Below are 25,396 nucleotides of genomic sequence, written 5' to 3' on the forward strand. Positions count from 1 at the left end.
AAACGCACCCAGATTATTGATTACGACGCGCCTCAACGGCCGTCACACATTTAGTGATAACGTCTGCGGCATGGCTTACGCACTGGCCGATTTTTACCCGAATAATTATTTTCCCGGCGAAGCGTTCTTCCTCTTCAATTGAGCGATCGGCAGCAATAAGAACAAAATCGGCAGCGGCGACTTCTTCAGCGGAGATCTTATTCATGATCCCCATTGCGCCCTGCTGTTCCATTTTTACCTGATGGCCCAGACGTGCCCCTTCCTTTTCCAGAGATTTAGCCGCCATCGGCGTATGGGCTAAACCGGCAATGCAGGATGTGACGCCGACAATATTCATACTTCCTCCTCAATGGCGATGCGTGACTTCATATAGTGAAATAACTCTTCTTCGTCGTTAACGGCGAACAGTTGCTCTCTGAATTCGTCGTCAACAATCTGGCTGGCGAGACTATTAATAATTTGCAGGTGCAAAACTTTGGCACCAGATTCAGGTACTAACAGACCAAAGATAATTTGTACCGGCTGGTCATCCAGACTTTCCCAGTCAATGGCCTGCTGTAGACGAATAAAAATGACTCCAGCCTGTGAGACATTCGCCGTCTTGGCATGCGGAATAGCAATCTGGCTTTCAAAACCAGTGGAATATTGATTTTCCCGCTCCCATAAATCCGCTTCAATTTTATCCGCATCGGCAGCCCAACCCTGAGCAACCGCATGGTTAGCGAGGAAATGAAAAATGGCTTTTTTATCCCTGAACGTCTGATTTAAAAAAATGTTCTCTCGAGCAATGAGCATATACGTACATCTCCAGTCGCGTATTACTTCAATTAAGTTGAGTAAGATACTAAGTCTTATTTTGTCGACAAACAGACAGGCGTTTTCCGCCTTGAAGAGGAAACACGTTCTACGCAGAGGGAAGAAAAGAGCGAGCCAGATCAAAAATGCACTGCACTTTGTGACGCGCATCATATTTATTGGCCGGAAATAGCGTTATTTCGGGCGGAAATATGTGAAGGAAATCATCAGCGGGAGGGTGAAAAGCTGACGCAGACATCGTGTCGCGCCAGCAAATTGGGATTTTGGTTGTTAAAGGCCTGGGCTTACCACCACACTTCCGCCTGCGCGCCGACGGTAAACTGGTCTTTCTTGTCGTCGTTAAAGGTGAACTGGGTGATTTCGTTATCAAACGTCTTCAGGTACGTGGCGAAGAAGCGGATCTCCGGGCGGGAGGTCAACATGCTGGTGCCCACCTTGAAGGTATGGAACAACGTCGTCTTCAGACCCGATTCATGGTATGTCTCACCGCCCGCTTTGTTGCGCTGATCGAACCAGCCCAGTTCAACCCCCGTCTGGTTAAAGGTGTCCCAGATATACGCCGGGCGCACCACCGCGCGCGTGGAGTGGAAGTCGGTATGAGCGCCAGTGTAGTAGTCGTAGATATCGTTGCCTGCGGCGTACACCAGGGCGTGGGCCATGATCACGTTCGGCAGCAGGTAGTTTTCCCCTTCGGTGAGAAGACGCCAGGCCGTGCCGTTGGTATGTTCACCATAATACTGACCGTTGTAACCGTAGAGTGCGCTGGAATCGGTCACCAGTCCCATGCCGCTGGCAATCGAGTTGTTTGCCATCTGGGCGGTGAGGTAAGTAAAACCGCCGTTCTGCCAGTTTTGCGTCAGTCTAGCCCCGGCGTGCCAGGCGTCTTTCACGCTGTAATAGGTACCGTTGTTCTCATCGCGTTTATTGAGATCGGTTTTATTGGCGGCGGAGTAACGGCCAAACAGATCCAGAGTGGCGTTATCCCAGACGGGCATCGCGGTATAGCGGGCATCAATCGTGTTGGTGTTGATCTGCTGAGTCTGGCTAACGCTGCTGTCGACGGCGTGCGCATCCAGGTCTTCACGCACCAGTGCAACATTGACCTTACCCGGCCCCAGTTGCCAGTTTTCCAGCCCAATCCCGGCGGCGGAATCTGACTTATGGTATTTGAAGTCGAGCATCTGAATTTCGAATTTTGGCAGCGTGTGTTTACCTACCCAGAAATCGGCCTCCGGGGCGAAAGGCAGAAAGCCTCGCGTGGTCAGATAAATATCGGAAAATTGCAGCAGGTTATCGGAAGTACTGTCAAACCAGCCTGCGCTATATTGCCCGCCAACGTTGCCATCCAGCATCACCACGGCTTTGGCCGTTTTATTGCCTTCGTGGTAAACACGTTGTGAGAGTTCAAGGTCAAACCAGGAGCTGTTTTCCTGACCAAAACGCCCCAGGGAGCCTATCGCATACGATTTTGCCGATCCCCGATTTCCGGCGGCATACCCCGAGCGGAAATAGCCGGAATAATTAAAGCCGATATCCTCTTTCACATATTTACTGATATCACTCAGCGTCATCGAAGACACCGGGGCAGTTTTTTCAGGCGTTGCCACATTGGCGGAAATGACCTCCACCGGTGGCGTTACCGATTCATACTTTTTCAGTTGGGCTTTAGTGGCATTCAACTCCTGCATATTCGTGGATAACTGACGTTCAAGCAGTGCCACACGTTCTTCAAGGGTCAGTGGTGCTGCATATAGCGCATTCGCCACCAATAACGAACAGGCACTTAATGTCATGGAGCAGAGTACGGGTATTTTAATGTTCATGTTAATCCTATAATTAAAGTTTTATTTATTGTTTACAGGCGTAATAAAGCTCACAAATAATATTATTCGTGTCGGTCGGTCTTATTATAAAAAAGGGCCATACTACCTGTAATGCGTAATACAGCCCGATGGCATGGTGCGGATTTATTTAAGCCCGGCAATACCTGTTTGCAGTAAATTAATTTGCAGCAAGGTTTCGTCGTCTTTTACTAGTTTTTCTTTGCCGTTAATAATCGTCTCATACAGGGCGTCATAATAACGCGCGTAATCACCTTGTACCGTGACGACTTTTTCTTCGTGATACACACCGGCATCATCCATCCAGGTCAACACGCCGTAATCTTCCGGCGTGTCCTGACCAAAATCGGCGTTGTCCGGCATATAAAAGAGCTTGAGATGGTGTTCCTGCTTATCTTTACTCTGTTTAATGAACATCCCTTTCTTGCCATAAACGACAAAGCTCGGGCGCTCTTTGATACGAAAATAGCTCGATTTAACAGAGACTTTTAATGCACCGTAATACATATCCACGTCGAAGTAATCGTTCATACGCCCGTCGCCTAACAGCTGGCGCACGTCGTAATTCACCTTATCCGGTGCGCCAAAGTACGAAATCACCTGGTCGAGGGTGTGGCAGCCGTGGCCATACAGATAGGAGTTAATGGCGCTGAATTCGTTGACCGACTCAGGAACAGACGGGCGGTAATAGTCGTAATGCATTTCCAGCTCGAGTAAATCCCCGAGCTTGCCGGATTCAATCACCTTTTGCGTGGTCAGAAAGTCGCTGTCGAAACGGCGATTCTGATAACACTGCACCATTAACCCTTTTTCTTTTGCCAGGTTATATAAAGTTTCGGCCTCTTCACGCGTGTGGGTAAAAGGTTTTTCAACTACACAGTGTTTTCCTGCCTGTAATACCTTGAGGGCGAACTCATAATGCAACGCAGACGGCGTACTGACCACCACCACCTGTATTTCCGGATCGCCTAAGAGCACATCCAGCTTATCGGTATAGGTAATCCCCGGTAATCGTGCCCACGCATCCCGATGTGCCGTGGCAGAATAAATAGTTTTAGTGGTTATTTTATCCGCACGCGAAAGAATAAATGGCAGATGATAGCGATTGGCACTTTTGCCATTACCGATAAAACCAAGAGTTAATTTTGTTGTCACTGTGTCACTCCACATTCAGCTGTTTTTTGCCACTTTCAATCATGCGGGCTGCGATCGTACTCACCTCAAGCAGACGGGCAGCGGTTGAATAATCCAGGCTATCAATAATGCGAATAAAGGACTGGAATTCGTAAAGCAGGCGATGCTCACGACGGTCGAACGAGAAATGAGCGCTATCCCCGTTATTCAGCGCCATGTCGAAACCGATCATCTGATTGACCGGCAGCGTGATTTGCATATTCCCCTTCTCTCCCTGAATTAAAGAGGTGGTCGGGGCTTTACAATCTTTTGCGCCAATGCAGACACATTTAAAATCGCCATAATCAATCAGCACCATGCCGCTGGTATCAATGTTGTTGTGCACGTTGGCGAAGTAATTGACCGTTTTCGGTTCGCCAAAGAGTCCGGCGACAAAATGCAGGTTGTAGATATTAATATCCATCAACGCCCCGCCGCCTTTTTTAGCATCAAAGGCCGGGTGGACAATGCCGGCCATAAAGTCGTCGTAGCGAGAGGAGTACTGGCTGTAATTGAGCGTCACCAGCTTAATATTGCCAATCCCGGCCAGTTGAGACTGGAGCGATAAATAGGCTGGAAGATGATGAATATTCATCGCTTCGAGCATGATGAGGTTTTGTTCACTCGCCATATTTTTCAGTGTGTTAAGTTCTTCCACACTGGTGGTAATCGGCTTTTCTATAATGACGTGCTTGCCTTTTTGCAGCGCCTGACTGGCAAACGGGAAATGCAAATGGTTTGGCAGCGCCACGTAAATCGTGTCGACGTCGCTGTTCAACATCTCCTGATAATCAAAATAGACATCATCAATGTTATAGCGGGTTGCCAGCTCGCGCGTTTCTGCTTCCGTTTGCGGCGTGCCTAATATCGCCAGACCGCTAAAGGGCAGTTTGTGTACCATAGAGAGCAAATCTTTGACGATCATGCCCGTGCCCAGAATGCCTAATTTCATATACCACCTCGTTGTGCCACCTGCACAATCGCAGGTGGCATCTGTTTAAATCACAACTCAGATCTACAGCTCAGCGCCGTTGGAATGGATAACGTTCTGATACCAGTAAAATGATTTTTTCTTGTAGCGGGCCAGTGAGCCTTTACCGTCGTCATCGCGATCGACGTAAATAAATCCGTAGCGTTTGGAAAGTTGTGCCGTCGAGGCACTGACCAGATCGATACAACCCCAGGTGGTGTAGCCCATCACCGGTACGCCGTCCTGAATCGCCTCATGAACCTGTTCGAGATGCTCGCGCAAATACTGGATGCGGTAATCGTCGTTAACCGTAGGCTCGCCCGCGCCATCGGTAATCAATACATCTTTCGCGCCCAGTCCGTTCTCCACGATGAAAAGAGGCAGCTGATAGCGGTCATAGTATTTATTTAAGATGTAGCGCAGCCCCTGTGGGTCTATTTGCCAGCCCCACTCACTGGCGGTTAAGTGCGGGTTTTTCACCCCGCCCATTAAATTGCCGGTAGCGCCATCCACGTCAGTTTGTACCGTTTCGCAGGTGCTGAAGTAATAACTGAATGAGAGGAAATCGACGGTATGGGTCAGGATCTGCGCATCCTCTTCTTCCCATTGCAGGTGAATGTTTTGCTCGCGGAAATAACGCTGCATATAGCCGGGGTAATAACCGCGCACGTGTACATCCGCAAAGAAATCATTCCGGTGATCGGCATGCATACAGGCGATCACGTCATCTGGATTTGGCGTCAACGGGTAAATGGGCAGGCTTAATACCATGCAGCCAAATTTCGCCTGCGGCATGATTTCCCGGCCGATCTTCGTCGCCAGGGCGCTGGCAACCAGTTCGTGGTGCACGGCCTGATAGAGATCCTGTTGGCTCAGTTCATTCTTAGGCGTAAAAATGCCGCCGCTCATCAGGGGATGATGCAGCACGGAGTTAATTTCATTGAAAGTCAGCCAGTATTTCACCTTGTGCTGGTAGCGGGTAAATACCGTGGTGGCATAACGGGTATAAAAACCGATCATCGCCCGGTTTGCCCAGCCGTTATATTCTTTGGTCAGATGCAGTGGTGTTTCGTAATGCGACAGGGTCACCAACGGTTCAATACCGTATTTATGGCACTCATCGAAAAGTGCATCATAAAAAGCGAGGCCCGCTTCATTCGGCGTGTGTTCATCGCCGTTGGGAAAGATTCGTGACCAGGCAATCGAGGTGCGAAAAACCTTAAAGCCCATTTCCGCAAAGAGTTTAATGTCCTCTTTATAGCGGTGGTAAAAATCGATCCCCTCAAGCTTCAGGTTATTGTCGGTCGGCTGTGCCGTCATCGGCCCCATCACCCCTTGTGGAGTGACATCCTGAATACTTGGGCCCTTACCGTCGATATTCCAGGCACCTTCGCATTGGTTAGCCGCAACCGCGCCGCCCCACAAAAAATCACGTGGAAATGTCATTTTTTACTCCTGAATAAGAAGGTTAGTGCTGTAGCTGGCGCTGTACGTCGATGATTTCTGCAATCAGTTCACGGGCCAGCATTGAGGTCATGATGTGATCCTGCGCGTGGACCAGCACCAGATTGACCTGCACTTTGCCGCAGCCTTCGTCCAGGCCAATCAGCATGGTCTGAACATCGTGAGCGCGTTTCGAGGCTTCCGCCGAAGCAGCAAGCTTCGCGTCCACCTGATCCCACTCTCCCCGTTTAGCGGCACGCAGCGCTTCCATCGCGTAGCTGCGTGACTCCCCTGCGTTGATAATCAGCTCCATGACCGTTGATTCCATATCCATGTTCTGTCTCCACTCAATAAAAGAAGGCGGAATGGGCGGCTTATGCCGTAGCCACTTCCTGCTCACGTTCTTGCTCAAGAAGCTGCTTTTCGTAAATTTTGAAGAAAGGCAGGTAGATAAAGATGTCGATAACAATCAGGGCGATAACCAGTATCGTGTTGTTCATCACCCAGCCTGCGCCCCATGCTGCGCCAACCGGTGCGGGCGTGGTCCAGGGAACCAGTGAGATCACTTTGGCGATCAAACCACTGGTTGTGGCAAACCAGGCAATGACAGCGTTGACCACCGGGGCGATGATGAAAGGAATAAAGAGAATTGGATTCATGACCACCGGGCTTCCGAAAATGACCGGTTCGTTGATGTTGAAGCAGACCGGCACGACCGAAAGTTTGCCGATGGCACGCAGGTGTACCGCTTTACTGCGCATGTAGAGCAGAACCAGTGCCAGCGTGGCACCCGAACCGCCGAGGTTGATAAAGAAGGCCCAGAACGCCTCGGCAAAAATGTGCGGGATCGGCAACCCGTTGGCGAGCGCCGTCTGGTTAAGTCCAAGGTTAATCAGATAGAACGGTTGCAGAATGCCGCCGACAATCGCCCCGCCGTTAATACCGGAAAACCACAATACCTGGCAGAGTAAAACCGCAATCAGCACCGCTGGCAGGGAGTCCGCCGCGGAAATCAGCGGGGTGAATGCCGTCATGATGATTTCCGGCAGCAGCATACCGAACTGGTGCTGCAGCACCACATTGAGGGGGTAAATCGTGCAGATGATGACGATTGCCGGGATCAGCAGGTTAAAGGAGTGACGAATCTTGTCCGGTACCTGTTCCGGCAACTTAATGCCAATGTTGTACACCTTCAGGATGCGGACCAACTCGACGCAGAAAATCCCCACCAGAATCGCGGTAAAAATCCCCGATCCGCCAAGGAAGGCCGCAGGCAGCGAACCGTCTTTATAAGGCGAAGTGATCAAGAGGAAGGTCATCAGCGATAACATGGCGCAGGAGAACGCATCCAGCTTGTAGGTTTGCGCCAGGTTATAGGCAATCCCTGCACTGATGTAACAGGCCATAATCCCCATCGTCATGTGGAACGGGGTCATGATTTCGTTGAAGTACTGCTGAGAAACGGACAGCCACAGCTTGCCGATAAAAAACGTGGTATCCGGGGCGAAAGGGGGGAAGGCAAAAATAAGTAAAAAGGAGCCGACGATCATAAAGGGCATCGCGCCTATAAAACCATCACGTACCGCCATAATATGACGTTGGGTTCCTGCAACGGCGGCAACGGGCGTAATTTTATTCTCAATAAAATTAAAAAATGCGTTCGACATAATAATACCCTGTAGAATTATTGTACTGGGTGAGTTTTAGAATCGCGGATCATTTTCAAAGCATCATCAAGGATTTTTTCACCTTTAAGCATGCCGTAATCCATATTGCTGATAATGGCAATAGGCTTCCCTTCTCTCTGGGCAATGGTTTTAAATTCTTCGAATTTATATTTAATTTGTGGCCCTAACAGGCAGCAATCAAAACGTGTAATGGTCGATTCAAACTCTTCCATTGCCACGGCAATAATTTCCGCTTCAATACCTTTGGCACTGGCAGCTTGTTTCATTTTATTGACGACAATACTGGTCGACATTCCGGCGGCACAGCAGAGAAAAATTTTGTTCATCTTCAGCCCTCGTTATAAAAAGTGTGTGTGACTTAGCCCTGGCATTTCATTTCCAACACAACCTCAATCCTGATGATGGGTTACTCATCAACGGTCAGGTGTCGGCTCTGAACTCGCCAGAAAACATGCTTTTCTTGTGACGAGTGCATGCTGTCAGTCCGGGCAGCAGGATTCCGTGACTCGAATCCCAAAAAACAGCAAATCACTTAACTATCATTATATTTATGTGACTTACTCCGCACAAAACCACCAAAACACTTAAGTAATCGTGCGCAAACTTACCATAATGCCGCTTATGATGACAATCCATTACGCATTCGTAAGTGTTTTATTTACTTAAACAGGAGGCAATTCCCCCCGCCATCAATGAAGAATCGGCCTGCCATGAATCCGTGTACGCACGGGGCGTAATCGGCTAACATGGCCCCCGTTACCCTTACTCAAAGCAGAATGGAATACGTGATGACACAAGAAGAGCGGTTGATCGAGTTAGAGGAGTTAATTAAAACGCAGGGTAAAGTGACGCTCGATTACATCTGCCAGCAGTACAATATTTCATCTGATTCTGCGCGTCGTGATTTAGTCAAACTGACACAACTTCCGCATATTTTGCGTATTCGCGGCGGGGCTATTCTGGCAGAAAAGCGTATTGAGGAGCCTTATGTTCAGCGGGCACAATATAGCCCGGAAAAAACATTGCTTTCGGGCTGGGCAGCCAAAACCATTAATGAAAAAGAGATTCTGTTTATTGATGCGGGCACAACATCTGCCGCCCTCGCCCGCCAGTTACCCTCTCCGGTCAGCGTGATAACCAATTCCATTGAAGTGTTGGGTGAAATTATTGGTAAGAAAGGGATCAGCGTGTCGGTGCTGGGGGGGAATTTTGATGATTATTCTCATGCAATATTAGGTAATACCGCACTTGAGCAAATTAAGCGCTATTACGCGGATAAAGCGTTTATTGGCGTCAGCGCGTTGTCAGAAAGTGGAATTACCACCGATACCGAACTTGATGCCCTGCAAAAAGTGGCGATGGCAAAGCAGTCCAAAAAAGTCATTTGTATTGCGACCTTTGCCAAGTTTAATTTGCAGCTGATGTATCAGTCCTGCACCTGGTCGGACATTGACCACATCATTACCGATAAAACACCCCCGAAGAACATCCTCAAACTGATTGAAGAACACGATGTGGAACTGATCGTCGTGGGTGAACAGGAGCCCTGAGAATCGTTAAACTCCCGATGGCGCAGGCTTATGGGGCGTACGGGGAGCAAAGCAGCGCTTTGAAGACGAGATGTAATAAACCAGGGCCGGTCACCCGGCCCTTCTGTTCTGACTACTTCATCAACTGATGGGCTATCGCCTGTAACTGTTCAGCGATAGCCTGCAGGTTGGTCTCTTTGCTCTGCAATGGGCCAGTGGAATGGCGCACAATCAGCCGCGCCGGAAGCACCGATGAGGTACGCGTCGGGTCACTATGGCCGCTGTCGAGCAGCCGCCGAACCGCCTCTTTGCCCTGCAGATCCAGATCCAGCGACACAGTGGTCAGCGCCGGGTGGAAGAACGAGCTTTCGTAGGTGTCATCGTAGCCCACCACCGACTTCTCACTGGGTATGGCGATGTGATGTTGATGGAATGCACTCAACGCCCCCAGTGCCATCTGGTCGTTCCCGACCAGCACCGCAGTGAAGTTCGGCGTCTCACGCAGCATCTTCAACGCCCCCGCATAGCCGCTTTGCGCATCCCAGTTCCCGTGAAAGACCATCACCGGTTTCAGGCCGTAACTATTCAGAGTTTCCACCCAGCTTTTCAGGCGCAGATTCGCAGAGACGGAGTCCTCCGGCCCGGCCAGCAGCGTGATCTCCCGGTGCCCCTGATCGTACAGGTGTTTAACGCTGGCACGGGTGCCATCTGCCGGGTTAAACGAAACGTTAAACACAGAGCTGTAGGGGTCTACATCGAGAAACAGACAGACGATGTCATCGTTGTCTGACGCGATTTTCTGCGCCCTTTCAGTCTCCAGGGGGACGTTGATGATCATCTTATCCACCAACTGAGACTTCAGTTCGTTGATGGCCGACTGGATATCTTGATTGACGTTCTCATCAATCATCGAAATGAGTACATGATAACCATCCAGATTTGCGTAACGTTTTACCGCCGCCGCAACCTGTGAAGGGGCATGCAGTGCCAGGGATGTTGTCACTAACCCAATAGTCTGACTTTGCTTGCCAACCAGCTGTTGCGCCAGCCGATTAGGCACATAGCGTAGCAGCTCAATGGACTTCTCTACCTTGAGACGTGTGGCTTCGGATACATTGGCAGATTTATTGAGTACCCTGGACACGGTCTGATAGGAGACGCCCGCATGACGGGCAACGTCTTCTAATGTCGCGCTTTTAGACTTCATGGTCCGGTTCCTTATGTTGTTATGCGCCAATTGTAACAGGGGCCATTTAAAAAAACGCTCACTCCGCTTTTCCTACGCTAAAAACCCGCAATTAAGTATCACGCTCACATTACATGACATCGTGAACACATTCTCCTTTCGTAACAAAAAAGGCTGATTTATTTGCAGTTAATCACACAATTGCGATTGTTAGTTTGCCAGTTTTTACAATTAGGCATTTTATGACAGCGTTTATGTGAACGTAATACAAAACTATAAGAGGATTGATATGAACACTACGCTACGCACAGTTGCCATTGCGTTAGCCACTGCGCTGACTTCACCTTCATTACTGGCTGCTTCTTCTGTCCCTATCGACTTCCACGGCTACCTGCGCTCAGGCGTGGGTGTATCCGGGGATGGCGGGATGCAGGAGTGGCAAAAGAACAAACTGGGTCGTCTGGGTAACGAAGCAGATACCTACGGTGAGCTGGAGTTGGGCTCCGAAGTCTACAAAAAGGACGAGGTGAGTTTCTACCTGGATACCATGGTCAGCATGGTGTCAGACGGCTCAAACGACAGTGAAACAACCTTTGGTGACGACGCTGAATTTGGTCTGCGTCAGTTAAACCTGCAGATTAAAGGGTTGATCCCGGGTGATCCGAACGCGGTGATTTGGGGCGGTAAACGCTACTACCAGCGCCACGACCTGCACATCATCGACACCAAGTACTGGAACATCTCCGGTTCAGGTGCAGGGATTGAAAACTACACCGTCGGGCCGGGCGCGGTATCTGTTGCCTGGATCCGCGGTGATGCTAACGATGTCGACTATCGTGTAGATGGCGACAACGATGTGAACATCAACTACATCGACCTGCGCTATGCAGGCTGGAAACCCTGGGCTGGCGCATGGACAGAAGTGGGCATTGATTACGCCATGCCAAACCCAACCAAGAAGCAGAAAGACTACGGTGGCCTGTACGAAGCGGATGACGGCGTGATGGTGACCGGCGAAATCAGCCAGGACATGCTCGGTGGCTATAACAAACTGGTTCTGCAGTACGCCAACAAAGGTCTGGCACAGAACATGGTGTCACAGGGCGGCGGCTGGTATGACATGTGGCACTACGTGAACGATGCATCCGGCTATCGCGTGATCAACACGGGTCTTATCCCTATCACCGACAAGTTCTCCTTTAACCACGTGTTGACCTACGGATCAGCGGACGACATCACCGATTACACCGACAAGTCACGTCTGGTCTCTCTGGTTGGCCGTGCGCAGTATCAGTTCACCGATTATGTCCGTCTGATTGGCGAAGTGGGTGGTTTCTACCAGAAAGACACCTATAACAACGGGACCCATTACAAACAGAGCGGTGAGAAATACACCATTGCACTGGGACTGGCAGATGGTCGTGATTTTATGTCGCGCCCTGAATTACGTGTATTTGCGTCTTATCTGAATGATTCAGAAAACGGTAAATCATTTGATGACCATACCGCTAATAATACCTGGAACTTCGGTGTGCAGGTAGAAGCCTGGTGGTAATACCCGTCATACTTCAAGTTGCAAGTGCGTTGGCTGCGTTTGTTCACCCCAGTCACTTACTTCAGTAAGCTCCCGGGGATTCACGCTCTTGCCAACTTCCTGCAACTCGAATTATTTAGGGTATAAATTTTTACTGTTTTATTTCGCGCTTTACATCGTTATTTATCTCCGAGACCTGGCAGTTTATTAGCGGGTAGTGACCTTTATTGCCATTGCTTTTCAGTGTAACTGTTTGGGATACCTTCGCAGGTATCCCTTTTTTTATTTAACGCTGTTCTCAATTTTTATTTAACGACGAACTGAAAAATGCTCATCAAGTAATTTTCGCAACGCATCTGACTGTTTACCAAATATTGCGTGCACCTGCTGGCCAAGAATAATCACCCCCAGTGCCCCTTCCTGTTGCAGCGCCTGAGAATCTACGGTAGCAAGGTTATTTACCGTCACGCGCAGGCGGGTAATACAGGCATCGACGTGGCTGATATTCTCCTCGCCGCCAAAGGCCGCTACCAGGCGCTGAATAGTCGCCATATCGCTGTCACTCAGCGGTGTAGTGGATTGCGGTTGCGAGAAGTAATGCAGAAAAGATTTAAGGCTCACCATGGTAGTTGTCTCCTGTGAATTGCGGATACAAAAACGCCTGCTCGGGCGAGCAGGCGTGGATGGAACGCTTAGGCTTTACGACGAAGGATACGGCAGTCGAACGCAGACAGAGTGAGCGGAGCCGTCACCGGTGCCGAAGAGAGGCAGTCCGTGTAGCCCTGCGGTAGTGTCACCGTCTGCGACTGACGGGCATAGTTCTGAATAAAGACAAAGGTGGATTCACCGTCGGTACGCGCAGTCGCCACCACACCCGGCGGGAAATCCGCCTCTACGGCGCGTGGCAGTGCCAGCTCATCAATAATACCGGCGAAGAAATCACGCTGGAACGCGAGATCGTTGCGCGAGGCCACATGCCAGGCTTTACCTTTACCAAACGCATTCACCGTTACTGCCGGGCGACCGGCATAGAAATCGTCACGGTATGTGGCAAGCGAGATGGCGCTTTCGGTGTGGATTAATTCACACAGATGGCGCACCTGATAGGGCCCTTGCAGACCCGCTTCATTACCGGCCAGCCCCTGAACCAGATTGCTTTCACCATCGGCCAGGCAATCAATCTCTTCCGCCCAGATACCCAGCAGATTGCGCAGTGGCCCCGGGAAGCCGCCGGTGTAACACAGATCGGTTTCGTTGACGATCCCGGTCCAGTAGGTGGTCACCAGATGGCCGCCACCCTCGACAAAGGCTTCCGCCCGTGGCGCAAAGCCTTCGCGCACCATGTAGAGCATCGGTGCAATCACCAGCGCATAACGGCTTAAATCGCCGTCTGCATCGATGATGTCCACGGCAATACCCTTTTCCCAGAATGCCCGGTAGTGCTCGTTAACTGTTTTTTCATATTCCATGCCGATGTTGCGCGGCCCTTGCGCATCATCCAGCGCCCAGCGGTTTTGCTGGTCAAAGATAATCGCCACGCGCGCGTCGGTGCGACACCCCATCACCCCCGGCAGGCGGCTGAGAATATCGCCCAGCGCGGTGACTTCACGGCCAACACGGGTATCGAGATGCCCGACGTGGTCGATAATCGCACCGTGGAATTTCTCTACCGAGCCGCGGCTTTTACGCCACTGGAAGTACTGCACCGAATCCGCCCCGTGTGCCACGGCCTGCAGGGAAGAGAGAATGTGCATGCCCGGTTTCTTCAGCTTGCTGGTCGGCTGCCAGTTAGTGACGCTCGGCGAGGACTCCATCAGCACGAAGGGTTTTCCGCCTTTCAGGGTACGCATCATGTCGTGGAACATCGCCGTATAGCAGGCAAGCGCAGTGTCGTCGTTATCACGGTGCCACATGGGGTAGCTGTCCCAGGAGATGAAATCCAGCGGCTCAGCCAGTTGCCAGTAGTCGTAATCGTAGAAGTACTCCATGAAGTTGGTGGTCACCGGCAGTGACGCATTCGCCGCTTTCAGTGGCGCAATTTCATGGCGGCAGAATTCAGTGACCTGCGAGGTATTAAAACGACGCCAGTCAATGTTGAGGCCATGAATGGAGACTTCACCCTGCGGCGACGGAGACTGAATCTGCGACCAGTCGCTGTAGGTATGGCTCCAGAAGTCGCTCCACCATGCGTGGTTCAGGGCTTCCAGCGTCTTATACCGTGCTTTCACCCAGTCACGGAATTTCTCCTGGCACAGGTCACAGTGGCATTCGCCGCCGTACTCGTTGGACAGGTGCCAGCCCAGTACCGCCGGATGCTGGCTGTAGCGCTCGGCCAGCAGGCTGTTAATTTTCAATGTCTTTTCGCGGTAAACCGGCGAGGTCATGCAGTGGTTGTGACGCCCGCCGTGCAGCGCAGGCACACGGTCACGCCCGACCCTTAAGACTTCCGGGTATTTTTGCGACATCCAGGCTGGGCGCGCCCCGCTTGGCGTAGCCAGAAAAACATGGATCCCCGCCGCATACAGTTTCTCCAGAATGTTATCCAGCCAGCCAAAATTAAATACCCCTTCCTGCGGCTCCAGTTTCGACCAACTGAAGATACCGACAGACATGACATTGCATTTTGCCTCTTTCATCATGGCAATATCGTTATCAATAATATCGGGGTAATTCTCCCACTGCTCCGGATTGTAGTCAGCGCCATGCAATAGCGTGGCGACCTTCGGACTCAAAGGCGCAAATTTATTCATATTAAAATCCTTCAAAATTGACAGCGTTTACCCTAAATAATTCGAGTTGCAGGAAGGCGGCAACGCAGCGAATCCCCAGGAGCTTACTCCAGTAAGTGACTGGGGTGAGCGAGGAAAGCCAACGCACATGCAACTTGAAGTATGACGGGTAAAATTAATTAAAGACTTTTACCGACGGCAGTACCTTCCCCTGGCAATCAAATAACGCCTGGTTTTCGCGGGCATTACCTTCTTTCCATTGGTCGTTGATATATTTCATTCCGGCCTGAGTGGCCCAGGTATTTCCGCCCACGGCAATCCAGGTCGGTTCCCAATAAAATATTCCTTTACCGCGATGGTCCGGCACATTTACAACGGCCTGCATTAAATCGTGAATATAGTTATATTGCCCCTGCACGGTTCCCGGATAACCGCCGTCTTTTTCCTCTTTGGCCTGGAAACTGTTTTCGGCGTTATCGCAATTGGCCAGGGTATAGGCGTAGGCCGCCTCAACCACAATCACATCTTTGTTGTAACGCTTGCTGATATCATCCATGTTGCTTTTCAGCGCGCTGATAGGCCCGTTCCAGTAGGTGTACATCGACAGTCCAATCACATCGAACGGCACATTGCGTTTGGTGATTTCATCGAACCACCAGCGGAAGGTATCGTTTTTCGTCCCTTCAGCCAGGTGCAACATGATTTTGACCTGCTCACCGTTTTTCAGGTTCTCTTTGAGGCCGTCGATAGCCGCGTTCAGCAGGCCCGCCAGACGATCAAACTCACCGCCGCCCTGCCCCCAGCTTTTGCCTTCCGGCCACAGCATGCCGCCGTTAATTTCGTTACCAATCTGTACCATATCTGGCAGCACACCTTCCTGCTTAAAGCGGGCGATGGTGTCACGAGTGTAATCGTGGATCGTGGTTTTCAGCTGCGGGTAATCCATTTTCTCCCAGGCTTTTGGCTTGAACTGTTTACCCGGATCGGTCCAGAAGTCGCTGTAATGGAAGTCCAGCAGCAGCTTCATGCCCTGCGCTTTGGCCCGTTTAGCAAGCGTAATGGTGCTGGCAAGATCGTTATCGCCGCCGCCGTAAGCCTGGCCTTGAGCATCTTTTGGATCGACCCACAGACGCAGGCGCACATAGTTAACGCCGTTCTCTTTCAGAATGGCGATCGCATCCTGCTGCTGGTTCTTATCGTTAAAAAACTTCGCGCCGTGCTTTTCGGTATCCAGCAGCGTGGAGATATCCGCGCCCTTAATAAAATCCGCCGGCATCGCAGTAAACTGCCGCGTGGTGATAGCCTCGGCGGCGAACACACTGGCGGTAAAACTGCAGGACAGGCAAACAGCAAGCAAAGCGGGTGCAAACCTTTTCATGTAATCATCCTTTGGTACTGCCGGAGGTCAGGCCGGAGACGAAGTATTTTTGTAATGCCAGGTAGAGGATTGCCACCGGCACGGCGATCAGAACCGCCCCCGCCGCGTAGGTGGTGTAACTGGCGCCCATTTTTTGCGCCACCAGGTTGTAAAGCCCAATAGGCAGCGTGAATTTGTCCGGGGTACGCAAAATGGTGCTGGAGAGAATGAAATCCCCAAGCGGTCCGGTGAAGGAGAACAGCGCCACCACCGCCACAATTGGCTTGGAGAGCGGCATGATGATCTCGATAAAAATGCGGAAGTTGCTGGCACCGTCCATGCGTGCCGACTCATCCAGATCTTTCGGAATGGCGTCGAGGTAACCCTTCATCAGATAGGTGTTCATCGGGATCATCCCGGCGACGTAGATCAGCACCAGCGCCAGATGGCTGTTAATCAGTCCCAGCAGTTGCGACAGCACGAAAATGGCAATCAGTGCGGAGAACTGCGGGATCATTTGCAGCAGCAAAAACAGCATTAACCCGTTCTGCCGCCCCTTAAAGCGGAAGCGTGAGAAGGCGTAGGCGGTAAAGCTGACGCTGATTAAGGTCAGCACCATGGTCATAAAGCTGATTTTCATGGAGTTCCAGTACCAGGTGAGGTAATTCACCTGGCCGTTGAACAGGTCCGCATAGTGCTGGAACGAGACGTTTTCCGGGATTATCGAGGTGCTGAGCAAGCTGTTACCCGCATTCAGCGACGCCCCTACCGTCCACACCAGCGGGTAGATGATAATCAGCGAAACCAGCCCGATAATCAGCCAGGAGAGGGAAAGACGAACCCACTTCTCGCGGCGAATACTTTGTGATGTAGCCATTTTTCTTCCCTACGCCATGTCGTCGTTTTTAAAGGATTTGGTTGCGCGGAACTGCCACAACGCCAGGCCGACAACAAAAATCGACAGCAGAATGGTGATGGTCGCGGCGATCGCGTACTGCGATGAAGACATGGTCAGCTTGTAGATCCACGACACCAGAATGTCCGTCCCACCCGCATTAGAGCCCGCCACCGCAGGGCCACCGTTGTTAAACAGGTAGATAATGTTGAAGTTGTTAAAGTTGAAGGTGTACTGGGTGATGATGATCGGTGCAATCGAGTACAGCACCAGCGGCAACGTAATGGTTCGTAAACGGGTCCAGGTGCCCGCGCCGTCCATCTTGGCGGCTTCGTACAAATCATCAGGGATGGCCTGCAACACACCGGTGGTCATGGCGAAGACAAACGGGAAACCCAGCCAGGTTTGCATCATGATCAGCGCCGTTTTGGTCCAGAACGGATCCGTCAGCCAGGCTTTTGGCCCGATGCCAAAAAAGGCGAGAATAGCGTTGTTAATCACCCCAAAGGTATCGTTAAACATGCCGGCAAACACCAGAATGGTGACAAAGCCTGGTACCGCCCACGGCAGAATAAAGATGGTGCGCACCAGCGGCTTAAAGCGCAGATCTTTCTGGTTTACCAGGATTGCGAGCAACACGCCGACCGTGCATTGCAGCGTCGTTGCGAGCAGCGTCCACACCACCGTCCATTGCAGCACGTCCAGGAAGGTTGAACGCCAGATGGAAAGCGTGAAAATGTTGACGAAATTCTTCAGCCCAACCCAGTCCACCAGCTTCGCCGGCGGCGTGTGATAGAGGTTGTAGTTGGTAAACGCGATGGCAAAGCCAAACAGAATCGGGAAAATAACCACAAACACCAGCAAGATGAAGCCAGGCGTTATCATCAGATAGGGAAAACCGTCGCTTAACAGCATCTGATACTGCTTACGCACGCTGTTGAGCTGTTGGCCTTCATCGCGCTTTTTGCCATTCACCCAGGCATCGCGCAGCGAGAAGTAATAGACCGTGACGCCAAAAGCGATAATCAGGACGCTGATAATCCCTTCTGCCAGCAAGAAGATGGAGTTATCCCGGGGAACCTCTTCACCGAGGGTGTATAAGCCCCATAGCCCTTCGCGCAAAAAATCATAGAAAATGCCCATAAAGCTGCTGAGCAACACCAGGAAGACAAGGCCCTTTAACCACTGACGGTGATAAAACTGACCAAAGCCCGGCACAATAGCCAGCAGCAGCCCGCACCACGCGTGCCGTCCGGCGCTTCGCGCTTTCGCAAAATTTTCGCTGGGACTGATAATCACGTACGACTCCTTCTCAAAACGGGAGGCACACCCTCCCGTTCAATACCGCTTTGTTTGTTCAATGCCCTGGATATTTCGCGTTGCAGGAAGATGGCAAGAGAGTGACGCCAGTGCCCCTGTAACGTGAAAGATGACGGGCATTTATTGGTTGCTGGCCTGCATCGCTTCCACTTGCATATGAATCTGCTTCGCCGCGCCATCGAGCGCTGCTTTTGGTTCCTGTTTTCCGGTCAGGCTCAGTTCAAGGGCGGCGTTTGCCGGTCCCCAGACTTCGCCCATTTCCGGAATGCCCGGCATGGCGGTGGCACGTGCGGCCTGTACGGCAACGGCACTGGCTTTCTCGTCATTTTTAATCATCGGATCGTCAATCATCGCTTTCTGCGCCGGGATCTCACGAGTGGAGATGTAGCGGATCTTCACGTACTTAGGCTGATTGATAAATTCGATGAATTTCTGCGCCATGACTTTGTCTTTGCTCCAGGTGGAGACGACATAGCCTTTTACGCCGAGGAAGGAACTCATCGGTTTACCGTCCGGCAGCGCTGGCAATGGTGCAACGCCATAGTTAATGCCCGCCGCTTCATACGGCTGGAACGCCCACGGACCATTGATCACCGCCGCGGCTTTTTTCTCGGTAAAGAGGGAGTCGATTGCGTTCAGGCCGTTGTCGCCCAAAATCCCCGACGGGAAGACGCCTTCGGAATAGAATTTTTTCAGGAAGGTAACGGCGGCCACGGCACCTGGCTGATTAAGGCCGATATCGGTTGGGTTGTAGCCGCCTTTGTCGTTTTTACCGAACAGGTAACCGCCCATCGGGCCGATAGCCCCCCAGCTGTAATAGATCTGGTCAAACTTCGCCAGCAGGCCGTATTTGTTCTCTGCACGCTGTTTTTTCGAGTAGTCGAGCCATGCCTGTAGGCTGTCGAGCGGTTTGTCGATCAAGTCTTTGTTGTAAATCAGTACCAGGGTTTCAACGGCTTTCGGCACGCCATACAGCGCGTTATCCATCCGAAACGCGTTGATCGAGGCTGGTGTGAAGGCGTCAACCTGTTCTTTGTCCAGATTCAGGGGGGTCAACAGCCCTTGCACAACGGCACCGCCCACCTGATCATTAGGAATCACCAACACATCAGGGCCAATCCCCGCCGGACCATCGAGGCGTAATTTTTCCAGTTGCTGCGCGAAAGGCATCTCCTGCACGTTGACCTTTACGTCATTCTCTTTTTCGAAGTCCTTGATGGCATCCTGGATGCCAACGGATTTCTTAATGTCCTCCCAGACATTGAGCTGGGTGGTGGCATGTGCCTGAACAGTCAGGGATTGCCCCACGGCCAGTGCGGAAAGGATCAGTGCAGTAAGAGTGTTCTTTTTCATTATCAACCTCATGTCAAGGTATAACAATTTCATGGTTTTTATTGCGCGCCACCTGATGTCGTTACAGCAAAAGCACCTGATATTGCGTGAGTTAAAGCGCGTTAGCTCGCCTTATTGATTTTGGTATACGCTACACTTGAGGTCGCAATAAAACGAGAATTAACTGCCAGTTGTGTGACAGGAACGACAAAATCGACAATTCGATATAGGGCGCGCAAATGCTGGAAGTTATAGTCTGACCATGAATTATCGCTGTTGTACGGCATTATCGATGGCTTGTTATACGTAAAACAAAACTTCATTAAACAGCCCAATTCGCAACAGCAACCAACCGCTACCAACTTCGGGGAAACTTGATGTCCAATATACGATTGAGGAATGTCACCAAGCGCTTTGGCGACACTGTCACACTGCACAATGTGAATCTGGATATTGAAGACGGCGAGTTTGCCGTGTTTGTCGGGCCGTCCGGCTGCGGGAAGTCCACCCTGCTGCGCATGATTGCCGGCTTAGAAGAGGTCAGCGATGGTGAAGTGCTGATTGGCGATGAAGTGATGAACGATGTCGCCCCGGCCCACCGAGGTGTGTCGATGGTGTTCCAGTCCTATGCGCTCTACCCGCACATGACGGTAGCGGAGAACATGGGTTACGGGTTGAAAGTGAACAAAGTGCCAAAAGATGAAATCCGTCGTCAGGTGGAAATGGTCGCCAAAACCCTGCAACTGGTGCATCTGCTGGACCGTAAACCAAAGCAACTTTCTGGTGGTCAGCGCCAGCGCGTGGCAATTGGCCGCGCCATCGTGCGTAACCCACGGGTGTTTATGTTCGACGAACCACTCTCCAACCTCGATGCCGAATTGCGTGTTGATATGCGTCTGCACATTGCCCGCCTGCATCAGGAGCTGAAAACCACCATGGTGTATGTGACCCACGATCAGGTTGAGGCCATGACCCTGGCCGATAAAATCGTGGTGATGAACTACGGCAACGTCGAGCAGATGGGCTCTCCGATGGAGCTTTACTACAACCCGGTGAACAAATTTGTAGCCGGGTTTATCGGCTCGCCGAAAATGAACTTCCTGCCTGCAACCGTCGCCCAGTGGCAGCCGGGTGAGCTGATCGTCACGCTGGCGCAGGGCAACACGCTGACGCTCGGCGTGACCACCTCGCCGCTGGAGCCAGGAGCAAATGTCACGCTGGGTATACGCCCTGAGCATCTGGCGACGGACACCACGCGCGGCACCACGCTGGAGTTTCAGTGTGAAGTGGTGGAGCGACTGGGGAACAATACTTACCTCTTCGGGCAGAGCTACGGGCACGATAACGTTAAAATCCTGCTGCCTGGCGATGTGCATTTCCGCCCGTGGCAGAAGATCACCCTCTCTTTTGAGAATAAGCATTGCATGGTGTTTGATGACCAGGATAAGCGGATTAGTGCGGATATTGATGTGCCGAATGTGCATTGAGGGGAGTAATTGATTCTGTGGAAAGGTTCCGTTCACCTTGAGTAAGTGTTCATGTTAATCATGTGGAATCGTTCCGTTCACCTTAGGTTCATGACTTTTCTGAGGCCTCTCCACACGTGAACGTGTTAAGGAGGCTCTCCGCCGCCTCCTTAACAATCCTGGCTCCCGGCGGGAAAATTGCCGCTGACGCGGTCCACTCCGCTTATCCCTTCAGGCTATCGGGTCGGGCGCGACGTTACATCCCTGTAACTCGCACCCTCGCCGCGCATCCATGCGCAGCGCCCCGGCCTTACGGAAACACGTCGCCAATTTTCAGCCGGCCCCGCCACACCTGACTTCCTATGCACTGGCTTAAAAGCAAAACCGATTTATTTGTGAAGTCATTACTTGCAGCGAGGGTTTTCTGGTCCGGCTGAAAATCGATGAGGTGTTGACGGCTGACCGGGGCCGCCCACATGGATGTGGGCGGAGGGGATAGCCTACAGGGATGTAGGCTGGTCCCCGACCCGATAGTCAGACGGCATAAGACGAATGCACCGCGTTAGCGGCGATTTTCGGAGCCGGGAACCCGTGAACGTGCAAGGGAGGCGGCGGTGAGCCTCCCTTGCACGTTCACGGGTTCCCCTGTTTCAGAAAAGCAATGAACTCAAGGTGAACGGAACCTTTCCACAGGATTAAAATGTACGCTTACCCAGAGTGAACGGAACGATTCCACCAATGCCACCAGCTCCCCCTCAGAAAATAAAATCGCCCCCATTTTCACTCCTGGAAGATAAGTCCTACCTCCCTTCCCCCATTTTTCTTCCTCTCTCCCTCGACTAGCCTTACTCCATTCCCTCTTCACATGGAGTCTGTATGAAAGCTATCGCTATTACCCGCGCCGCTCAGGGTGCCAGTAACATTGATTTTTTAACCGACATTGAACTACCCACCCCGGTTGCTCAGGGACACGACCTGCTGGTAGAAGTCAAAGCCATCTCGGTGAACCCGGTGGATACCAAAGTTCGCGCCGGTTTTAACGCCGATACCCCTCGCGTATTAGGATGGGATGCCGTCGGCGTCGTCGTTGCCACCGGTGAGGCCGTCACATTGTTTAAACCCGGCGATGAAATCTGGTACGCCGGTGCCCTGACCCGCCCTGGCAGCAACAGCGAATACCAACTGGTGGATGAGCGCATTGCGGCATTAAAACCCAAATCTCTCGATAACGCCTCTGCGGCAGCCCTGCCATTGACCGCCATCACCGCCTGGGAAATGCTCTTCGACCGTCTGGGTGTGCAGGAAAATGGCAATGAGGGTGATGTGCTACTGATTGTTGGCGCTGCGGGTGGCGTGGGATCTATTCTGACGCAACTGGCCCGTCAGCTCACAAAACTGACGGTGGTTGGCACCGCTTCGCGTCCTGAAAGTCAGCAATGGGTGAAAGAGCGTGGCGCACATCATGTCATTGACCACTCAAAGCCCATTACGGAAGAGCTGGCACGCATTGGTATCAAGCAGGTCAGTCACGTTGCCAGCCTCACCAACACCGAAGACCATTATCAGCAGCTGATTAACGCACTGCAGCCGCAGGGCAAACTGGCGCTGATTGATGACCCTGAAACGCTGGACGCCCGTCCGTTAAAAGTGAAGAGCATCTCACTGCACTGGGAATTTATGTTTACCCGTTCGATGTTTGAGACCACCGACATCATTGAACAGCACCGCCTGCTCACCCGTGTCGCCTCACTCATTGATGAAGGCGCAGTGAAAACGACGCTGGGTGAGCATTTCGGCGAAATTAACGCGCAAAACCTGCGTCGTGCACATCAGCGGATTGAAACCCAGCGTGCCGTCGGCAAAATCGTGCTGGAAGGTTTTACTTCTCGCTAAACCCGGCCAGGATTCCTCTTAAAAACGTGTTTCCTCTCAAGCGGATAGCAAATTATGCTCTCCGCTTATCCTGCTGTGCTTCGCTTTTGTTTACACTTTTTACCATTACCGTAACTTCATAACATTTTTGCGATTGCGAGCCGGTAGCGCTCCGGCAATCATGGCAGTTTGCAAAATGAAAAAAACCTCAGGAATCTGGAGAGATCATGGGTAAGACAAAAGTTGTACTTCTGGGAATACTGCTGGCCGCAGCAAGCAGCGCCTTTGCAGCACCACAAACTGCTGCTGGTTCGACGGGAATCAAGTCTTATGAAATCCAGGCCTTCGTTGCCGATTTCACCAAATTCAACATTGGCGATACCGTGCCAGAAATGTACCGCACTGACGAGTACGCCATTAAGCAATATCAACTGCGTAATCTGCCCGCCCCCGACCCGGACACTCACTGGACCTACATGGGCGGCTGCTATGTGCTGATCACCAACACGGACGGCAAGATTGTAAAAGCTTATGATGGCGACATTTTCTATCACCGTTAAGGAAAGTACGATTTGCTGATTATTCGCCCCTGGCAAGAGAGTGACCGTCCGTTTCTGCGTACTCTGTTCCTCCATTCTCGACGTGCCAACTGGACCTGGCTTGATGGTAGCGACTGGACGCTGGAAGATTTTGATTCCACTACTATTGGCGAAGTCATCTGGGTGGCCGAAGAAGACGGTCACCGCAAAGGCTTTGCCGCCGTCCACGTTAACGAGAACTTCCTGCATAGCCTGTTTGTGGACCCGACCTGTCAGGGCCAGGGCGTCGGCAGTGCGTTACTGAAAAAAGTACAGACGGAATTCACCAGCACCGGTGCATTAAAATGTCTGACGCGTAATGAACATGCGCTGGCGTTTTACCGGCATCACGGCTGGCATGTGGAAGCGGAAGGGATATCGCCACAAGGGGATTATCTGCTAATGCATTACCGGCTGCCCTCTCGGGCAGCCAGCAAGTGACTTACACTGAACGGAAAGAGATTTCACTCGGAATCACTTCACCCTGCCAGTAAAGCTGCGCGGCCACGCGACCGGCGAGCTGGCGATAGAGTGCGGTGAATTCGCTGTCCGGACGATGGATAACGGTCGGTGTGCCGTTATCCAAATCTTCACGAAGGCTAATATGCAGCGGCATTTTGCCCAGCAACTGCGTGTGGTATTGCTCGACCAGCTTCTCCGCACCACCGGTGCCGAAAATCGGTTCATGGTGACCACAGTTGCTGCACACGTGCATGCTCATGTTTTCCACCACGCCCAGAACCGGCACCTCCACCTTCTCAAACATCACGATGCCTTTTTTGGCGTCAATCAGCGCAATGTCCTGCGGTGTGGTCACGACCAGCGCGCCGGTCACCGGGATGTTCTGCGCCAGGGTTAACTGAATGTCACCGGTGCCCGGCGGCATATCCAGCACCAGGTAATCCAGATCCGGCCAGAGCGACTCCTGCAACAGTTGCAGCAGCGCTTTGCTCGCCATTGGGCCACGCCAGACCATGGCGTTATCGTCAGTCACAAGGTAACCGATGGAGTTGGTGGCGAGTCCATGGGCAATAATCGGTGCCATGTGGGTGCCATCCGGTGAGGTCGGACGCTCACCTTCCGCGCCCAGCATCATGGGAATCGACGGGCCATAAATATCGGCATCGAGGATACCGACCTTCGCCCCTTCCGCAGCCAGCGCCAGCGCCAGATTCACGGCGGTAGAGGATTTCCCTACCCCGCCTTTACCGGAACTGACAGCAATGATGTTCTTCACGCCATTCACGCCCGCCTGGTTTTTCACCCGCTTCATGGTGGCAATGTTGTGGGACAGCTTCCAGTCAATCGCACGGGCACCCGTGACGCGCAACAATTCTGCACTGCACTGCTCTTTAAGCACGTCAAACGCGCTGCGCCAGACAAATGGCATCACCAGTTCGATATGTACAGTATCGTCAAGCCAGGCAACGTGATGCACGGCTTTCAGGGCGGTGAGATTGTGCTTAAGGGTGGGGTGCTGAAAATTGGCCAGCGTTCCGGCGACCAGCGCACGCAAGGCTTCCGGGGATTTGGCCTGGGATTGAGAGTTCATCCCGACTCCTTGTTATGTTGTTCTGAAAAGACATTGTTAAGGTTCAAGTTTACTCCACTGTCACCAAATATTCATTTCTCAATAGTGCCCAATAGAGCGGCTCAGGTCGTGGATT

The 25,396-nt window shown here is 51.8% G+C and carries 23 protein-coding genes; 6 read left to right on the plus strand and 17 right to left on the minus strand.

What is annotated here, in order from left to right; all coding sequences use genetic code 11:
- Positions 1-13: 13 nt before the first annotated feature.
- The 9 genes from AC5JPW_RS18215 to AC5JPW_RS18255 all read right to left on the minus strand — a co-directional run bounded on the left by AC5JPW_RS18215 (position 14) and on the right by AC5JPW_RS18255 (position 8,257).
- Positions 14-337, minus strand: a complete 324-nt coding sequence (locus AC5JPW_RS18215; RefSeq protein ID WP_494242538.1) for a PTS fructose transporter subunit IIB — start codon at positions 335-337, stop codon at positions 14-16.
- Positions 334-795: a PTS sugar transporter subunit IIA gene (locus tag AC5JPW_RS18220; RefSeq protein ID WP_494242539.1), complete on the minus strand. Its 462-nt coding sequence runs from the start codon at positions 793-795 to the stop codon at positions 334-336. Before AC5JPW_RS18220 ends, AC5JPW_RS18215 begins: the two co-directional genes overlap by 4 nt.
- A 305-nt stretch (positions 796-1,100) precedes the next feature.
- Entirely contained in the window at positions 1,101-2,639 is a 1,539-nt protein-coding gene (locus AC5JPW_RS18225; protein ID WP_494242540.1) for a carbohydrate porin, read from the minus strand.
- A gap of 144 nt (positions 2,640-2,783) precedes the next feature.
- Complete coding sequence (locus AC5JPW_RS18230) at positions 2,784-3,812, minus strand: Gfo/Idh/MocA family oxidoreductase (protein WP_494242541.1); 1,029 nt, start codon at positions 3,810-3,812, stop codon at positions 2,784-2,786.
- 4 nt (positions 3,813-3,816) lie between these two features.
- Positions 3,817-4,782 (minus strand): Gfo/Idh/MocA family protein, encoded by a 966-nt coding sequence (locus AC5JPW_RS18235; protein ID WP_494242542.1) that lies wholly within the window; start codon positions 4,780-4,782, stop codon positions 3,817-3,819.
- 63 nt (positions 4,783-4,845) lie between these two features.
- The gene (locus AC5JPW_RS18240) at positions 4,846-6,246 is read right to left on the minus strand and encodes a glycoside hydrolase family 1 protein (protein WP_494242543.1); all 1,401 of its coding nucleotides are present in this window, start codon (positions 6,244-6,246) and stop codon (positions 4,846-4,848) included.
- Between the two features lie 22 nt (positions 6,247-6,268).
- Positions 6,269-6,577 carry a PTS lactose/cellobiose transporter subunit IIA gene (locus tag AC5JPW_RS18245; RefSeq protein WP_494242544.1) on the minus strand — a complete coding sequence of 103 codons (309 nt, stop codon included), beginning with the start codon at positions 6,575-6,577 and terminating at the stop codon, positions 6,269-6,271.
- Positions 6,578-6,617: 40 nt separating this feature from the next.
- Positions 6,618-7,910 carry a PTS sugar transporter subunit IIC gene (locus AC5JPW_RS18250; RefSeq protein ID WP_494242545.1) on the minus strand — a complete coding sequence of 431 codons (1,293 nt, stop codon included), beginning with the start codon at positions 7,908-7,910 and terminating at the stop codon, positions 6,618-6,620.
- Between the two features lie 17 nt (positions 7,911-7,927).
- Positions 7,928-8,257, minus strand: a complete 330-nt coding sequence (locus AC5JPW_RS18255; RefSeq protein WP_494242546.1) for a PTS sugar transporter subunit IIB — start codon at positions 8,255-8,257, stop codon at positions 7,928-7,930.
- A 462-nt stretch (positions 8,258-8,719) separates the two neighbouring features.
- Here AC5JPW_RS18255 and AC5JPW_RS18260 point away from each other — a divergent pair, with 462 nt between their 5' ends.
- On the plus strand, positions 8,720-9,481 hold the full coding sequence (locus tag AC5JPW_RS18260; protein ID WP_494242547.1) for a DeoR/GlpR family DNA-binding transcription regulator: 762 nt from the start codon (positions 8,720-8,722) through the stop codon (positions 9,479-9,481).
- Positions 9,482-9,593: 112 nt separating this feature from the next.
- Here AC5JPW_RS18260 and AC5JPW_RS18265 read toward each other — a convergent pair whose 3' ends face one another.
- Positions 9,594-10,667: a LacI family DNA-binding transcriptional regulator gene (locus AC5JPW_RS18265; protein ID WP_494242548.1), complete on the minus strand. Its 1,074-nt coding sequence runs from the start codon at positions 10,665-10,667 to the stop codon at positions 9,594-9,596.
- A 268-nt stretch (positions 10,668-10,935) separates the two neighbouring features.
- Here AC5JPW_RS18265 and AC5JPW_RS18270 point away from each other — a divergent pair, with 268 nt between their 5' ends.
- Complete coding sequence (locus AC5JPW_RS18270) at positions 10,936-12,201, plus strand: maltoporin (protein WP_494242549.1); 1,266 nt, start codon at positions 10,936-10,938, stop codon at positions 12,199-12,201.
- 288 nt (positions 12,202-12,489) lie between these two features.
- On the opposite strand, the gene AC5JPW_RS18275 is transcribed toward AC5JPW_RS18270, so the two are convergent.
- From AC5JPW_RS18275 to AC5JPW_RS18300, 6 genes are all read right to left on the minus strand, one after another.
- Complete coding sequence (locus AC5JPW_RS18275) at positions 12,490-12,804, minus strand: PTS sugar transporter subunit IIB (protein WP_494242550.1); 315 nt, start codon at positions 12,802-12,804, stop codon at positions 12,490-12,492.
- A gap of 68 nt (positions 12,805-12,872) precedes the next feature.
- Complete coding sequence (locus AC5JPW_RS18280; RefSeq protein WP_494242551.1) at positions 12,873-14,930, minus strand: beta-galactosidase; 2,058 nt, start codon at positions 14,928-14,930, stop codon at positions 12,873-12,875.
- A gap of 154 nt (positions 14,931-15,084) precedes the next feature.
- Positions 15,085-16,287 (minus strand): glycoside hydrolase family 53 protein, encoded by a 1,203-nt coding sequence (locus tag AC5JPW_RS18285; protein WP_494242552.1) that lies wholly within the window; start codon positions 16,285-16,287, stop codon positions 15,085-15,087.
- A gap of 4 nt (positions 16,288-16,291) precedes the next feature.
- Positions 16,292-17,143 carry a sugar ABC transporter permease gene (locus AC5JPW_RS18290; protein ID WP_494242553.1) on the minus strand — a complete coding sequence of 284 codons (852 nt, stop codon included), beginning with the start codon at positions 17,141-17,143 and terminating at the stop codon, positions 16,292-16,294.
- 9 nt (positions 17,144-17,152) lie between these two features.
- A complete protein-coding gene (locus AC5JPW_RS18295) occupies positions 17,153-18,460 on the minus strand; it encodes a carbohydrate ABC transporter permease (RefSeq protein WP_494242554.1) in 1,308 nt (435 codons plus the stop codon).
- A 141-nt stretch (positions 18,461-18,601) separates the two neighbouring features.
- Positions 18,602-19,834 (minus strand): extracellular solute-binding protein, encoded by a 1,233-nt coding sequence (locus tag AC5JPW_RS18300; RefSeq protein ID WP_494242555.1) that lies wholly within the window; start codon positions 19,832-19,834, stop codon positions 18,602-18,604.
- Between the two features lie 356 nt (positions 19,835-20,190).
- Here AC5JPW_RS18300 and AC5JPW_RS18305 point away from each other — a divergent pair, with 356 nt between their 5' ends.
- The 4 genes from AC5JPW_RS18305 to AC5JPW_RS18320 all read left to right on the plus strand — a co-directional run bounded on the left by AC5JPW_RS18305 (position 20,191) and on the right by AC5JPW_RS18320 (position 24,170).
- Entirely contained in the window at positions 20,191-21,300 is a 1,110-nt protein-coding gene (locus AC5JPW_RS18305; RefSeq protein WP_494242556.1) for an ABC transporter ATP-binding protein, read from the plus strand.
- An 855-nt stretch (positions 21,301-22,155) separates the two neighbouring features.
- On the plus strand, positions 22,156-23,172 hold the full coding sequence (locus AC5JPW_RS18310; protein WP_494242557.1) for a zinc-binding alcohol dehydrogenase family protein: 1,017 nt from the start codon (positions 22,156-22,158) through the stop codon (positions 23,170-23,172).
- 206 nt (positions 23,173-23,378) lie between these two features.
- On the plus strand, positions 23,379-23,711 hold the full coding sequence (locus AC5JPW_RS18315) for an RcnB family protein (RefSeq protein ID WP_494242558.1): 333 nt from the start codon (positions 23,379-23,381) through the stop codon (positions 23,709-23,711).
- A 15-nt stretch (positions 23,712-23,726) separates the two neighbouring features.
- A complete protein-coding gene (locus tag AC5JPW_RS18320; RefSeq protein WP_494243855.1) occupies positions 23,727-24,170 on the plus strand; it encodes a GNAT family N-acetyltransferase in 444 nt (147 codons plus the stop codon).
- Between the two features lies 1 nt (position 24,171).
- Here the strand turns inward: AC5JPW_RS18320 and apbC are convergent, their stop codons facing one another.
- The gene (gene apbC, locus AC5JPW_RS18325) at positions 24,172-25,281 is read right to left on the minus strand and encodes an iron-sulfur cluster carrier protein ApbC (protein ID WP_494242559.1); all 1,110 of its coding nucleotides are present in this window, start codon (positions 25,279-25,281) and stop codon (positions 24,172-24,174) included.
- Positions 25,282-25,396 lie beyond the last annotated feature (115 nt).

This window comes from Phytobacter sp., from assembly GCF_059074235.1.